Source organism: Microbacterium sp. BK668 (assembly GCF_004362195.1).
GTDB lineage: Bacteria > Actinomycetota > Actinomycetes > Actinomycetales > Microbacteriaceae > Microbacterium.
On the sequence record NZ_SNWG01000001.1, the window covers coordinates 398,404 to 412,613 of the forward strand.

The following is a 14,210-nucleotide window of genomic DNA, read 5'->3' on the forward strand; positions in this document are numbered from 1 at the left end:
CTCGAGTCGGTCAGGGAACCGTCACCGACACGGTCGTCCGCACCTGCGAGTCGCCATAGCGGACGACGCCGAGGTAGCTGCCCGCACTGAGACCGGACCACGAGAGCGAGTAGCTCGTCGGGACCGACTGCTGGGCAGGGAGCGGGTTCGGCGACGCCGTCAGCGAGCCGACGCCGCCGGCGCTGACGAGGGCGCTCGTGGTCTTCCACGTGAACGGCGACGTGAAGGAGAACACGTCCGCGGAGACGACGTACCAGCCGGCGGGCGGCGCCGCGATCTCGACGGCCTCGTCCGCCGAGCCGGAGGCCGACTGCCACGCCTTGTCATAGGTCGTGGAGTCCTGTCCGCCGACGAGGTGGTAGACCGTCAGGTCGAGGTCGGATCCGGTGTCGTCCGACGAGTCGATCGCGAAGCGGGCCAGCTCGGTGCCCGGCTTGACCTCGACGAGTACATTGGTCGTGCCGTTCGTCGCGGCGCCCGTCGCCTCGGTGCCATCGATGATGACGTTCTGAGGCGCGAGACCGAACACGTTGAGCGGCAGCGACCCCGAGACGCCGGGCGTGACGTCGACCTTCACGCTGCCGTTCGCGCCGGCTGCGGCGACCGACTTCGGCGCGTCGGCGGTCACGGGGAACACTGCGATGGGCGAACGAACCGACGTGGCGCCGTTCTTCCAGGTGAGGAAGCCCTTCGTCCACGCCTCCACGGGAGCGGTCGAGTTCGTCAGCGTGACCGTGAAGGTCTGCGTGCCTCCCTCGGCGATCGTGAAGGACGACGGCGACACGACGGCGTCGACGCCGGGGAGGTCGACCGAGGCGGTGTAGGTGCCCGCCTTCGTCGCCGTGACGGTGCGCGTGATCGTCTGCGATCCGGCGAGCGAGCCGACACCCATCGAAGCGAGGTTGAGGTTGCTCGGGTCGGTGGCGCTGACGCCGTTGAAGATGTCCTGCCCGAGAGCTCCCTCGAGGTAGGACGCCCAGTCGGCCGGACCGTTGAGGTACAGCAGGCCGGCGTCGAAGTACTTCGTCGGATCGACGTGTCCGGCGCCCTGCGTGAACGGGTCGGTGACGGGCGCACCCGCTGCGTCGACGAGGTTGTACGCCGTCGTCATGAGCGCGGACTTGACCTCGGAGGGCGACGCCTTGGGACGCTCGCCGAGGTAGAGGGCGCCGAGACCGGCGACGTGCGGCGACGACATCGACGTTCCCGACATGAAGTCGAAGGTCGGCGCCTTGCCTGCCGCGTTGCCGGTCGCGGCGATGATGGCCACGCCGGGAGCCGACACGTCGGGCTTGATCACGTCGCTGCCGTCGGCGAGCATCGGGCCGCGGCTCGAGAACCCGGCGATCTGGGGCGTGGGCGTGACCTCGCCCGACACGTTGTCGCCGACGAGCGTGATCGGAAGGTCCGTGCCGCTGCGCACGTAGTCGACGACCTGCGAGTAGTAGACGTTCGACAGGTGCACGGTCGGAATGGAGTGGAAGTCGTTGTCCAGCGAGTTCGCGCCCTTGGGGTCGTTCACGAGCACCATGCCGATGCCCCCCGCCGCCTTGACGACGTCCGACTTCTCGACGCGCGCGTTGACGCCGCGGACGCAGACCACGATGTGGCCCGCGGCCTTGGCCGGGTCGATCGATCCGGGGAGGCAGAGCTCGGGCGTCGTGGCCCCGGCCACGCCGATGTCGCCGGCGAAGACGGACGGTCCGGTCACCTGCTTGCCGAACGGCACCGACACCGAAGCGCCGGCGTGGTTGAAGCCGGGAAACTGGACCGTGCCCTCGTAGGTCGGGATGGTGGATGCCGCGACCGTCGTGTACCAGGGGGACGCGTGGTCGGCCGTCGACGCGCCCGGGCCGGAGTTGCCCGCGCTCACCGCGACGAAGACACCCGCAGCGGCCGCGTTGAAGAACGACACGTCCTCGGCCTGCAGAACGGTCGAGGCCGACCCGCCGCCGATCGAGTAGTTGATCACGTCCACGCCGTCGGCGACGGCTGCATCGATGGCCGCGAGCAGATCGCTCCCGGCGCAGATGTCGTCCTCGGTCGCGAGGGAGTCGGGGCCGCCGTAGCAGGCCTTGTACGCCGCGACCTTGGCGGCCGGCGCCACCCCCGAGATCTTGCCGAAGTCGATGCCCTGGACCGTCGCCTTCGTGCCGAAGTTGCCCGCCGCGGTGCTCGCCGTGTGGGAGCCGTGGCCCTCGAAGTCACGGGGCGATGCGAAGTCGGACTTGAAGGAGAATCCCGACGCCTTGGCACCGGCGTTGAAGTACTTGGCGCCGACGATCTTGGTCGAGTAGTCCTGCCGGCCCCACTGCTCGCCCGCCACCCGCTGCGAGCGGAAGAGGTTGCCGTCGGCCTTCTGGAAGACGACCGTGTCGCCGGCGAGGTACGGCTCGGCGCTCGGCTTGCTGCCGAGCTTCGCGCCCGCGAAAGCGGGGTTCTCCGGCGCGATGCCGGTGTCCACGACACCGACGACGATGCCCTTGCCCGCCTCGGCAGTGCCGCCCGCGGCATCCCACACGCCACCGAGCCCCGTGTCGCGGCTGCCCAGTCCCAGGTACTCGGTCGACGGCACCGCCGCCGTCGGGTGCTTGATCTCGTCGGGGAAGACGCCCAGCACGTTCTTGTCCACGCTGAGCGAGGCCACCTGATCGCCCGTGAGGGTCGCGCTGAAGCCGTTGAGGGTCACCTGATACGTGATGTCGGGGGTGACGCCCGCTGCCGCCGCGAAGTCCGCCTGCTCCTTCTTGAGGTGGGCGACGTACTTCTGCGAGTTGGCCGAATGCGCGTCGAGCTGGTTGCCCTTGCCCGGCTTCGTCGGGGCGATGCCGTTGACGCCGCCCTCATAGGTGGCCAGCGGCGCGTCCTTGAGCAGGACGATGTAGTGGCCGTTGGCGGCATTCGCCGGGACCGGGGCTTTCACCTCCCCCGCGGGCGCGGCAGCGAAGCTGGCTGTGGCGGTGCTGGCGAACAGGACGGCGAGTGTGACGACCGCCCCTGCGCGCACGGAGGATAGACCCATCGATGTGACTCCCCAAGGATTCAGCAGTGAAGTGGGAGTTGTGCGGCGTCTTCGGCGCACAACGAAAGCAAACGTAACCCACGGGTGCGACACCGCCAACGATCGAACATGAGAAACGCATGAGCCAGCCCCGGTATTCTGAGCAGATGGCCCCTCGCCGCCACCTTTCAACGAGCGTCCTGCTCACCTGTGCGGCCATCGGCGTCGCGACAGGCGTGCTGGGCGGCCTCGCCGGCTGGGTCACGCCCGTCGTCCTGGCGACCCTGCCGATCCTCTACGGCTTCGTGCTGGGGGCGCACGTGCTCCCCGGCATCATCGCGCAGGAGCTCATCCGCCTTCCTTGGGTCGCACTGATCTCGCACGTCATCGCGGCGCTGGTCGCCAGCGCGATGGCGCCGCAGTGGGCGTTCCGCTTCCTCGGCACGGCCATCCTCTTCGGCGGCATCCAGGAGATCGTCGCGGCCCTCACCCGCTACCGGGTCTGGAGCGCGTGGCGCTTCTTCGTATCGGCGATCGTGATCGGCATCCTCGTGGCCGTCGTCGTCGCGTTCGCAGCGCACCTGGCGACCCTCGCTCTCTGGGCGCAGATCGTGTACCTCGCGCTGGCCGTGCTCGGACCGGTCGCCTGGACCGCGGTCGGCCTCGGGATCGGCGCGGCGCTGCGGCGCGCCGGCGTCGCGCGTCGCGCGCGCCACTGAGGCGGAAGCCGTCCGGGCCGGCGTCGCGGCGTGCGCGTCTCGCCTTCGAGACACCCGGCTTCGCATCCAGGTAAGGGCAGGCTAAGTTAGGGGAGACTAATCTCGCCATCCCTGGGAAGACCGTGACCGCTCCGCGACCCGCGACTTCCGCCGCGCTCGCCGCGGTGGGCGCCTCCACGCCGCTCCTGTCCGTGCGCGGTCTCGCGATCACGCACGAAGGGGCAGACGCCGCGACCCCCGCCGGAGTCGGCTTCGACGTGCGCGCCGGCGAGGTCGTGCTCGTCCTCGGCCCGAGCGGGTCGGGCAAGTCGACGCTCGCCCTCGCGATCAACGGCCTGATCCCGCAGGCGGTGCCCGCCGATGTCCGGGGCGAGGTCGTCGTGGACGGCATCGTCGCCGCGGAGGCGACGGTCGCCCGGCTCAGCACCCGCGTGGGTATGGTCTTCCAGGATCCCGACGCGCAGCTCGTGACGGGAACGGTCCTCGATGAGGTGGCGTTCGGGCCGGAGAACCTCCGGATGCCGGTGGCCGAGGTGCTCGCCCGGTCCGAGGACGCGCTGCGCCGCGTCGGCCTGTGGGAGCGCCGGCGCGACAATCCCGACCGCCTCTCGGGCGGCGGTCGCCAGCGGCTCGCCATCGCGTGCGCCCTGGCGATGGGCTCGCCGCTCCTCGTGCTGGACGAGCCGACGGCGAACCTCGATCCGCAGGGCATCGACGAGGTCTATGCGGCGCTCGGGTCGCTGCTCGCCGACGGCGACCGCGCGGTCCTCCTGATCGAGCACAATCTCGATGCGGCCGTCGGCCTCGTCGACCGCGTCGTCGTGCTGGATGCCGACGGCCGGCTCGTGGCCGACGGGTCGGTCGACGACGTGCTGCGCGGCCGCGCCGAGGAGCTCCACGAGATGGGGGTGTGGCTTCCCACCTCCACACTCGCCGCGCTGCGCCTGCGGGCCGCGGGGTACGACCTCGAGCCTCTGCCGCTGACTCCCGCCGAGCTCCGCGACTGCCTCGAGGCGTCACCGGCACCGCGCGTCGCGGGGACGACCGGCGGGGTCTCGTCTCGGCCCGGTCGCTCGACGGCCGGTGGTTCCGCGTCCCGGGTCGCCGAGCGGGGGAGCCCATCGACCGAGACGAAGCGCGCCGTGCCCTCGGGACCGGCGGAGCCCCTTCTCCGCGTCCGGGATCTCACCCTCACCCGGGGTCGCGCCCGTATCCTCCACGGGATCGATCTCGACGTGGGCCGCGGGGAGTTCGTGGCGGTCGTCGGCGCGAACGGCGCGGGCAAGACGAGCCTCATCCAGGCGCTCGCGGGCGTGGTTCCTCCTCCGCGCGGCGCGGTGCGGATCGGCGATCTCGACGTCGGCAGGAGCGACGCGCGCGCCCTCGCGTCGCGCATCGGCTTCGTCTTCCAGAACCCCGAGCACCAGTTCATCTCGCACACCGTGTTCGACGAGCTCGCGCACGGCCTGCGCCTGCAGCGTCTCCCCGAGGACGAGGTCCGCGCCCGCACCGAGCACGTGCTGGAGCGGTTCGGCCTCGCGGCGAAGGCGACGGTCCATCCCTTCCTGCTCTCGGGAGGCCAGAAGCGCCGGCTCTCGGTGGGCACCGCCCTCGTCGCCGGGGCCCCCGTGCTCGCGCTCGACGAGCCGACGTTCGGGCAGGACCGGGCGCGCGCCGACGAACTCCTCCGGCTCCTGGCCGAGCTCAACGCCGAGGGAACCACGATCATCGTCGTGACCCACGACATGCAGCTGGTCACCGAGCACGCCGACCGCACGGTCGTGCTCGCCGACGGCCGGATCCTCACGCAGGGCGCGACCGCCGAGGTCTTCGCCGACGCGGCGCTGCTCGAAAGCGCAGGCCTGAGGCAGCCGCCTCTGCGACGCGCCCTGCAAGGGCTGACGCGGCATCCCGATCTCGCCCGCGTCACTCGCCTCGCCGATCTTCCGGGAGGTGAGCCGCGATGACCCTCACCGCTCCCGCCGCCGCGCCATCCGATCCGTACGCCGAAGCACCCTCGGCGTCGCCCATCCGCTTCCTCTATCGCCTCAATCCGGTCGCGAAGCTCGCGGCCCCCGCTCCGGCGATGGTGCTGCTCGTGTTCGTGCGGGATGCCGCGACCCCTGCCGCCTTCCTCGCGCTCGCGTACGCTCTGCTGCTGGTCGGCGTCCGCATGACGCGCCGCCTCGCCCTCGTGCTCTTCGTCGGGCTGCCGATCGGGATGTTCGTCATCGGTCTCGGCTTCTCGCTGTGGACGGATCCGACGCGCATCGACGCGGGCGACGCCGTCGCCCGCGTCGGCGGCTGGACGATCTACCTCGGCATGCTCGAGACCGGCTTCGGGACGGCACTGCGCCTGGGCGCGATCGTGGCGCTCTCCCTCCTCGTCGGCCTGAGCACGACCGGACCCGACCTCGCCCGCTCCTTCGTGCAGCAGCTGCGGGTGCCCTACCGCATCGGCTACACGGCGCTCGCGGCTCTCCGCTTCGTGCCGCGGTTCGGTACGGAGCTCGAGGTCATCCGGCAGGCTCATCGGGTTCGCGGCGCGCACGGCGGCCGGGGTCCGATCGCCGCGATCGCCCGCTGGTCGGGATACATCGTGCCGCTGCTGGCGGGCGCCATCCGTCACGCCGAACGAGTGGCCCTGGCGATGGATGCCCGCGCCTTCGGCGCCTACCCCGATCGCACCGAGCGCCACCTGGTGCCCTGGCGGGTCCGCGACACCGTCTTCGTGGCGGCTTTCCTCCTCGTCTCGACGGCGATCTTCTGGCTGTTCTTCCCCTGGGGCCTGTGAGTCCCCCCCCCCCCCCCGGCCGCAGCAGCAGGGCCGGATCGCGAAAGGAGCCTGCATGGCCTCGTCCAGCCGTCTCGTCAAGCCCGAGAGCCAGGACCTCCTGCACCTGCGGGTGCAGAGGTGCGCTCGCCTCTCCGAGCACTGGATGCGCATCACGCTCGGGGGAGGCGACATCGAGCGGTTCCAGCCGATGGGCTTCGACCAGTGGTTCCGCATCTTCCTCCCCGTCGGCGGCGACGAGGGACTGGACCGGGTGCCCGCGAAGGCCAACCGGCTCTTCGGCTACCTCAAGTACCTGCGCATCCCGGACGGAGTGCGGCCGGTCATGCGGAGCTACAGCGTGCGCGCCTTCCGCCCGGCCACGTCCGAGCGCGGCGCCGAGCTCGATATCGACTTCGTGCTGCACGGCTCGCGCGCCGACGGCACGGCCGGACCGGCCTCGAGCTGGGCAGAGGGGTGCACGCCGGGTGAGAGCGTCGTCGTCATCGACGAGGGCCTCGCCTTCAACCCCGAGCGCGGCACAGACCGCGTGCTGCTCCTCGCCGACGAGACGGGCCTTCCCGCGGTGTCGTCGATCTGCGCGAGCCTGCCGCCCCATGCCTCGGGCCTGGCCGTCGTCGAGGTGCCGCACACCGAGGACGCTCTCGCCTTCGCGCACCCGGAGGGGATCGAGGTGCGATGGATCGTGCGGGAGCACGACGTCAAGCCGGGTGAGCCGGCGCTCCACGCTCTGCGCGAACTCGGCGACGGCGACCTGCCGGCCCACCCCTTCCACGCCTACATCGTCGGCGAGCAGGCGCTGCCGACGAGCGCGCGGCGGCACCTGATCGCCGAGCGCGGGGTGGAGAAGGACCGCGTGAGCTTCTGCGGCTACTGGCGCGCCGGCGCCGCGTCGCCCACGCCGAAGTCCCGGCTGGAGACATCGGCGGCACGCCCGTGAGCCGCGCGACGACGGCGTATCTGCTGACGTGCGCCGCCATCGGCGTCGCAGGCGGCGTCATGCTCTGGGGCGCCGGGTGGGTCTCGACCGTCCTCTTCGCGACGGTGCCATTCGTCTCGGTCGGCATCGCGGGCCTCTGGCTGCTCCCCGCGACGATCGCCCTGCGCCTCCTCGAGCGTCCGCTCGCCGGCATCCTCGTCGGCGTCATCTCGGGGCTCGTCGTCTTCCCGTTCCTCGGCGCCGCGCTGTGGTGGGCGTTCTTCGCCGAGCTCGCGTTCCTCGTGACCCTCTATCGGTCGTGGCGCACGTGGCAGTACTACGCCGGCGCGGTGTTCACCGGCGTGGTGTACCCGGTGCTCGCGGCGGCGTCGTTCGACCTCTGGGCGATGGCCCCGTGGGCGATGGCCGCCTTCTTCGCTCTCACGATCGCCTCCTGTCTGGCGGGCGTGGGCCTGGGCATCCTCGTCGCCGACCGCCTGCGCTCCGCGGGGGTCGCAAGGCTCGCCCGCCGCCGGGTCACGGCCGTCTCCGACTCGTCCTGACCCCGCGATGAGAGCATCGAAGATCCCACACGGCCGCATCCCCGCGCACTAGAATTCCGGCAATCCGACGGCACGGGGGACGCGCGGGATGGCAAGACGACGACGTACCGTCGCGCGGCATGCGCGGCTGCCTTCGCCGCGCCCGCTCGGCCAGTTCTTGACGATCGTCGGCGTCTGCCTGGCCGTGCTCGCCGTGAGCCTCGGCGGCGTGGCCGCCTACGCGACGTACGACTTGGCGGCGAGCTTCGCCGACGAGATCGTCGACATCCCCGACCAGGAGCCGGTGCCGCCCGACATCGGCGCGATCGAGGGCGGGGTCAACATCCTCGTGACGGGCATCGACGAGTGCGAGGAGGAGTTCAAGAGCATCTTCGGAGATCGCTGCACGGGTGCCGACAGCACGACCGAGCTCAACGACGTCAATCTCCTCGTCCACATCGGCGACAATCCGCGGCGCGTCACCGTCGTCTCGTTCCCGCGAGATCTTCTCGTGCCGATCCCCTCCTGCACCGGTGCGGACGGCTCCACGACGGGCGGGGGCACGGACCAGATCAACACCGCCTACCAGTACGGCGGCCTCGGGTGCGTCATGAAGACGGTCTCCGACATGAGCGACCTCAACATCCCGTTCGGCGCCGTCGTGACCTTCGGCGGCGTCATCCGGGTGACCGACGCCTTAGGTGGTGTGGAGGTGTGCCTGGCGCGAGGCATCCGGGATCGCAACACGGGACTCGACCTGGGCGCCGGCACGCACACGGTGGCCGGGGTGACGGCGCTGCAGTTCCTCCGCACGCGGTACGGGGTCGGTGACGGCAGCGACCTCGGCCGCATCTCCAACCAGCAGCAGTACATGTCGCGCCTCGCCCACAAGCTCGTGAGCGAGGACGTGCTCGGCAATCCCGCCCAGCTCTACAAGCTCGCCACGGTCGCCCTCGACAACGTCACCCCGACGCGTTCGCTCGCCAGCCCGCTGACGCTCGTGCAGATCGCTCTGGCCGTCAAGGATGTGCCGTTCGACGAGATCGTCTTCGTGCAGTACCCGACCTTCACCGACGCATCCGACCCCAACCGTCTGCGCCCGGACTACGCCTCGGCCGAGATCCTCTGGCAGGCGCTGCGCGACAACCGGCCGCTCGAGATCACGGGCGACGTCGGTGCGCGCGGCGGCGTCGTGGATGTGACGCCGACGGATGCGGCATCCCCGCCGCCCACAGCAACGACACCTCCCTCGACACCGCCCTCGACACCGGGGCAGACGCCGAGCCCGACCCCGACTCCGACGGAGGCAGCCGTCGCCCTCCCGCCTGCCATCACGGGCTCGACCGCAGCCCAGCAGACCTGCAGCGGAGGCAACGTCCGCGGCTGAGGCGGCTCAGCGCTTGCCGGCCAGCTGGCGACCGACGATCTCGCGCATGATCTCGTTGGTGCCCCCGTAGATGCGGTGCACGCGGGCGTCGAGGAACGCGCGGGCGATCGGATACTCCGTGATGTACCCGTATCCGCCGTGCAGCTGCACGCACGTGTCGAGCACATCCCATTCGCGCTCGGTCGCCCAGAACTTGATCTTCGCCGCCTCCTCGGCCGACAGCCTGCCGTCCTTGTACGCCAGCATCGCCCGGTCCATGTACGCCCAGAGCGCGTCGACCGTGGCCGAGACATCCGCCAGCTTGAAGCGCGAGTTCTGGAAGTCGATGATCCGCTCGCCGAACGCCTCGCGGCTCCTGGTGTAGTCGAGCGTCCAATCCAGCCCCGCCTGCGCGCCCGCAGCCGCCGCGACGGCGATCGAGAGCCGCTCCAGCGGCAGGTTCATCATGAGCTGCACGAAGCCCATGCCCTCCTTGCCGCTGATGAGGTTCTCCTCCGGCACGAAGACGTCGGTGAACGACAGCTCGGCGGTGTCGTGGCCGTGGAAGCCCATCTTGTGGAGCTTCTTGCCGTGGTCGAAGCCGGCCATGCCGTTCTCGATGAGCAGGAGGCTGAAGGCGTCGGGGCGATTGCCCTCGCCGGTCTTGACGAAGGTGACGAGGACGTCGGCGGTCTTGCCGCTCGAGATGAACGTCTTGGCGCCGTTGACGATGTAGCCGCCCTCCGCGCGCCTGGCCGTCGTCTTGATGCCGCGCAGGTCGCTGCCGGCTCCGGGCTCGGTCATCGCCAGGGCGCCGATGATCTCGCCGGTGGCCATGCCCGGCAGCCACTTCTCCTTCTGCTCCTGCGTGCCCATGTGCACGAGGTAGGGGACGGCCAGGTCGTCCTGGATCCCGAGGGCGCCCGCGAGCGAGCCCGCGCCGGCCTTGATGACCTCTTCGTTGACGACCGCGCGGAAACGGTAGTCCTGCAGCATCCCGGCGCCGCCGAACTCCTCCGGCACAGACAGGCCGATGACGCCGGCGTCCCCGGCCGCGCGCAGCGTGGCTCGATCGACCTCGCCCTCGGCGTCCCAGCGCTCGCGCGCCTCGTTCGTGACGTAGCGCTTGCAGAACTCCTTGACGACGTCGCGGAACGCTTCGTGGTCTTCGTCGTAGATGTCGCGCTCCATTGCGGTTCCTTCCTCGCACCCTGAAGTGAATGGGATCCCATCCCAGACTTCATGGTACTGAGTGCCAGGCAGATCGGCGCCTCAGTCGGCGTAGGAGGGGGCGGGCGGGAGTCCGAAGAACTCCTCGAGCGTCCGCCAGCCGCCCGCGTGATACGCCGCCGCGAGCTCCCGGCCGATGTACCGGAGGTGCCACGGCTCGGGCGAGTACCCCGTGATCGACGTGCACTCGGCCTCGTACCGGACGATCCAGCCGAACTCCCACGCGTGAGCGGCGATCCATTGCTGCTGCGTCGTGCCGGCGAACGCCTCGAGGCCGACGCATCCCGGCGAGCACGCCGTCACGTCGGCGGCGAGCCCCGACTGGTGCTCGCTGAACCCCGGGCGCGCGCTCACCATGTCGGCGCCCTGCACGCCCTTGACCGACACGAGGCGCTGGTAGGTCGTGCGCTGCGTCCGGTAGGAGCGGTATCCGCTGTCGAGCCCCAGCTCCCCGGCTCCGGCCGCCGAGGCGGCGGCGAACATGTCGCTGAGGGCGGCCGCGGCATCCGGGCGGAGATTCGCCGTCGAGATCTCGCGCACGGGCGGGCGCGCGAGCGACGACGGCTGATGGTCGACGGGATCGAACGGCCGCAGCTTGTTGACGACGACCCACACCCGGCCGGGGTCCGACAAAGACACGCATCCGGCAGCGCCGGCGGAGACCGAGGTGCGGAAGGCCTCCGCGCCCCCCGCGGCGGCGATCGCCGCGGCGTCGTCGCCCGCGGCGAGAGCGTCGGTGAACGCCGGGATGCCGCAGAGGTCCACGATCGCCGGTGCCAGCGCGACCGAGGGAGCCGGGATGGCCTCGACGGCCTGCGGCAGGGGCACAGGCGTCGCCGACGGCGTCGGAGCGGCGGCGAGCCGCTCGTCGCGAACAGGCCCCGCGGCCGTGAGAGCGGAGGTGACGGCGGCCGCACCGCCCACGACGAGCGCGATGCCCGCGACCGCTGCGAAGACGACGCCGAGCCGGGCAGCCCGGCGAGCCCGCGCATGACGCGCGGGCGCGGGCGGAGCTGTGAAGAGGTGCGCCGCGCGGGCTTCGCGACGCGTGACCGGAGGCGTCACCCCGCCATTGTGCCCTGCCGACCTGGGAGCGGCCGTCGGCAGGCGCGATTCTCACCGACTCGTCATCGCGCCTTTGTTCGAGTCGGCTTGACGCGGCATCGTATTTCTGTTCGACTGTAGGCATGCGGTGGCAGGGTCAGGAGCTAGGGGTTCCGGATGCCGCGGCCCTCCCCGGGCTCGAGCACCTGAACGGTCTCGTCCGCTCCGTCACGACGCCGGAGTTCTCGGGGGTGACCTTTCACGAGGTCATGGCCAAGAGCGCGCTCAACCACGTCCCCGGGGCCTCGGCGATGCCCTTCGACTGGACGGTGAACCCATACCGCGGCTGCCAGCACGCATGCGTCTACTGCTTCGCCCGGGGGACGCACGAGTACCTCGAGTTCGACACCGGGCACGACTTCGACTCGCAGATCGTCGTGAAGATCAACGTCGCCGACGTGCTGCGCAGAGAGGTCGCGCGGGGCAGCTGGGAGCGCGAACCGGTCGCGCTCGGCACCAACACCGATCCGTATCAGCGCGCCGAGGGGCGGTACCGGCTGATGCCCGGGATCGTCTCGGCGCTGGCCGACTCCGGCACCCCCTTCTCGATCCTCACCAAGGGGTCGCTGCTGCGGCGGGATCTGCCGCTGCTGCAGGATGCCGCGGCATCCGTGCCGGTCACGATCGCCATGTCGATCGCGGTGTTCGACGACGCGGTGCAGAAGCTCATCGAGCCCGGCACGCCCACGACGGCGGCACGGCTCGAGACCGTGCGGGCTGCGACCGACGCGGGCTTCCGGGTGACGGTGTTCCTCATGCCGATCCTCCCTCACCTGACCGACTCGGTGCCTCTGCTCGACGACGCCCTGCGCCGGATCAAAGAGGCGGGAGCGTGGCGGGTCGTCTACGGCGCGCTGCATCTGAGGCCCGGCGTGAAGCCGTGGTTCCTGCAGTGGCTGCAGCGCGAGCACCCGGAGCTCGTGTCGTCGTACCTGGGCCTCTACCCCGGCGCCTCGACCTACGCGCCGAAGGCCTACCGGTCGTGGCTCGCCAAGCGCGTGCAGCCGCTGCTGCGCGTGCACGGACTGGGCGGGCAGGCCGAGGACGACTCGCCTCGCCGCGGTCCCGTGCCGGGCATGGCATCCCGTACGCAGGTGGTCACGACCTCGCGCGGCCGCGCGGCCGCCGCGCGCCAGGCGGGACCCGCGATGCTCTTCTGACCGCCGCGCTGCCCGCCGCCGTCCGCCGAGCGCCCGCACTCTTCCGGGCGACGGTCGGGAGCGCGAGACTGATCGCGGCGGAGGGAGCCGCGATGGGGCGCTTCATGATCACGGCGATGCCGTTCACCGGACACGTCGTGCCGCTCCTCGCCGTCGCGAGCGCGCTGCGCGCCCGAGGGCACGATGTGCGGTTCTACACCGGATCCGCGTTCCGGGAGCGCGTCGAGGCATCCGGTGCGACTCTCGTGCCGTGGCGTGCGGCCCCCGACTTCGACGAGAACGATCTGCCCGCGACCTTCCCGCGCCTCGTCGGCAAGAAGGGTCTCGGTCAGCTGCTGATCAACGTCGCCGACCTCTTCATGGGCACCGCGCCGCAGCAGGTCGAAGACCTCGAGGCGGAGTGGACGCGGGATCCGTGGGACGTCCTAGCCGCCGACGAGGTCTCGATCGGATCTGTGCTCGCGGCCGAGCGCCTCGGGTTCGCGTGGGCCACCGTCGCCGTGCTGCCCCTGAACATGCCGGGGACGCAGGGGCCGCCGAGCGGGTTGGGGCTCGCACCGGGGCGGAACCCGCTGACGAAGACCCGCGACGCGGCGCTGCGGGCCGCCGTCCCCCTCCTGTCGCGCCCGCTCCGCAAGCCGCTGGCGGACGCGCGCGCGGCCGCCGGGCTGCCACCGTCCCGGCTCACGATGGATCGGATCGTCTTCTCGCCACGCCTCGTGGTGGCCAGCGGCTCGACCTCGCTCGACTACCGGCGACGGGACCGCCCGCCCTCGGTGGAGTTCGTCGGTCGGCTCCTCCCGCCGACGGACGGGCCGGCCGAGCTCCCGGGCTGGTGGGACGACCTCCGTGGTCGCCGGATCGTGCACGTGACGCAGGGGACGCAGAACGTCGACCCGGCCGATCTCATCGCTCCCGCGCTCGATGCGCTCGCCGACCGGGACGACCTCGTCGTCGTGGTCGCGACGGGCGTGCGCGGCCGCGACATCCTGCCCTTCCCGGTGCCGTCGAACGCCCGCGTCGCCGGATTCCTCCCGTACGGCGAGCTCCTGCCGCTCGTCGAGATCGTCGTCACCAACGGAGGCTGGGGCGGAACCCTCGCCGCGCTCTCGCACGGAATCCCCCTCGCCGTCGCGGGAGGCGACCTCGACAAGCCCGAGATCGCGGCGCGGGTGGCGTGGGCGGGCGCGGGCGTCGACCTCCGGACCGGAACCCCGTCCGCCTCCGCCGTCCGAGCGGCTGTCGGGCGGATCGAGACGGATGCCTCGTTCCGCGCCGCGGCCGAGCGGGTGGGGCAGGAGCTGCGGTCGCTCGGCGGCGCCCCGCGCGCGGCCGCGCTGCTCGAGGGGCTTCTCGCCTGAGCATCCGTCCCTCG

11 protein-coding genes are annotated in these 14,210 nt (G+C 71.4%); 8 read left to right on the forward strand and 3 right to left on the reverse strand.

Features of this window, described 5'->3' with window-relative positions; all coding sequences use genetic code 11:
* Positions 1-10: 10 nt before the first annotated feature.
* Entirely contained in the window at positions 11-3,022 is a 3,012-nt protein-coding gene (locus EV279_RS01765) for a S8 family serine peptidase (RefSeq protein ID WP_133541226.1), read from the reverse strand.
* A gap of 146 nt (positions 3,023-3,168) precedes the next feature.
* On the opposite strand from EV279_RS01765, the gene EV279_RS01770 reads away from it, so the two are divergent.
* The 6 genes from EV279_RS01770 (at position 3,169) to EV279_RS01795 (ending at position 9,362) form a co-directional block, all read left to right on the forward strand.
* Entirely contained in the window at positions 3,169-3,720 is a 552-nt protein-coding gene (locus tag EV279_RS01770) for an ECF transporter S component (protein WP_133541227.1), read from the forward strand.
* Positions 3,721-3,842: 122 nt separating this feature from the next.
* Entirely contained in the window at positions 3,843-5,687 is a 1,845-nt protein-coding gene (locus EV279_RS01775) for an energy-coupling factor transporter ATPase (RefSeq protein ID WP_243728397.1), read from the forward strand.
* Complete coding sequence (locus EV279_RS01780) at positions 5,684-6,514, forward strand: energy-coupling factor transporter transmembrane component T (protein ID WP_133541228.1); 831 nt, start codon at positions 5,684-5,686, stop codon at positions 6,512-6,514. Before EV279_RS01775 ends, EV279_RS01780 begins: the two co-directional genes overlap by 4 nt.
* Positions 6,515-6,569: 55 nt before the next feature.
* Positions 6,570-7,454, forward strand: coding sequence for a siderophore-interacting protein (locus EV279_RS01785; protein WP_133541229.1), 885 nt, complete (start codon positions 6,570-6,572; stop codon positions 7,452-7,454).
* Positions 7,451-7,996 (forward strand): ECF transporter S component, encoded by a 546-nt coding sequence (locus EV279_RS01790; protein ID WP_133541230.1) that lies wholly within the window; start codon positions 7,451-7,453, stop codon positions 7,994-7,996. The genes EV279_RS01785 and EV279_RS01790 overlap by 4 nt, the downstream gene beginning before the upstream one ends.
* Positions 7,997-8,084: 88 nt before the next feature.
* Positions 8,085-9,362 carry an LCP family protein gene (locus tag EV279_RS01795; RefSeq protein ID WP_133541231.1) on the forward strand — a complete coding sequence of 426 codons (1,278 nt, stop codon included), beginning with the start codon at positions 8,085-8,087 and terminating at the stop codon, positions 9,360-9,362.
* 6 nt (positions 9,363-9,368) lie between these two features.
* On the opposite strand, the gene EV279_RS01800 is transcribed toward EV279_RS01795, so the two are convergent.
* Both EV279_RS01800 and EV279_RS01805 read right to left on the reverse strand, forming a co-directional pair.
* Positions 9,369-10,532 (reverse strand): acyl-CoA dehydrogenase family protein, encoded by a 1,164-nt coding sequence (locus EV279_RS01800; RefSeq protein WP_133541232.1) that lies wholly within the window; start codon positions 10,530-10,532, stop codon positions 9,369-9,371.
* 81 nt (positions 10,533-10,613) lie between these two features.
* Complete coding sequence (locus EV279_RS01805; RefSeq protein ID WP_133541233.1) at positions 10,614-11,636, reverse strand: M15 family metallopeptidase; 1,023 nt, start codon at positions 11,634-11,636, stop codon at positions 10,614-10,616.
* Positions 11,637-11,758: 122 nt separating this feature from the next.
* Between EV279_RS01805 and EV279_RS01810 the strand changes: the two genes are divergently transcribed.
* A complete protein-coding gene (locus EV279_RS01810) occupies positions 11,759-12,835 on the forward strand; it encodes an Rv2578c family radical SAM protein (RefSeq protein ID WP_133541234.1) in 1,077 nt (358 codons plus the stop codon).
* A 92-nt stretch (positions 12,836-12,927) separates the two neighbouring features.
* Positions 12,928-14,196 carry a nucleotide disphospho-sugar-binding domain-containing protein gene (locus EV279_RS01815; RefSeq protein ID WP_133541235.1) on the forward strand — a complete coding sequence of 423 codons (1,269 nt, stop codon included), beginning with the start codon at positions 12,928-12,930 and terminating at the stop codon, positions 14,194-14,196.
* The last annotated feature ends 14 nt before the right edge of the window (positions 14,197-14,210 follow it).

What these genes read in the sequence shown, in the direction of transcription:
- EV279_RS01765 (WP_133541226.1), bottom strand. Translation starts at nt 3,022, where the DNA reads ATGGGTCTATCCTCCGTGCGCGCAGGGGCGGTCGTCACACTCGCCGTC.
- EV279_RS01770 (WP_133541227.1), top strand. Translation starts at nt 3,169, where the DNA reads ATGGCCCCTCGCCGCCACCTTTCAACGAGCGTCCTGCTCACCTGTGCG.
- EV279_RS01780 (WP_133541228.1), top strand. Translation starts at nt 5,684, where the DNA reads ATGACCCTCACCGCTCCCGCCGCCGCGCCATCCGATCCGTACGCCGAA.
- EV279_RS01785 (WP_133541229.1), top strand. Translation starts at nt 6,570, where the DNA reads ATGGCCTCGTCCAGCCGTCTCGTCAAGCCCGAGAGCCAGGACCTCCTG.
- EV279_RS01795 (WP_133541231.1), top strand. Translation starts at nt 8,085, where the DNA reads ATGGCAAGACGACGACGTACCGTCGCGCGGCATGCGCGGCTGCCTTCG.
- EV279_RS01800 (WP_133541232.1), bottom strand. Translation starts at nt 10,532, where the DNA reads ATGGAGCGCGACATCTACGACGAAGACCACGAAGCGTTCCGCGACGTC.
- EV279_RS01810 (WP_133541234.1), top strand. Translation starts at nt 11,759, where the DNA reads ATGCGGTGGCAGGGTCAGGAGCTAGGGGTTCCGGATGCCGCGGCCCTC.
- EV279_RS01815 (WP_133541235.1), top strand. Translation starts at nt 12,928, where the DNA reads ATGGGGCGCTTCATGATCACGGCGATGCCGTTCACCGGACACGTCGTG.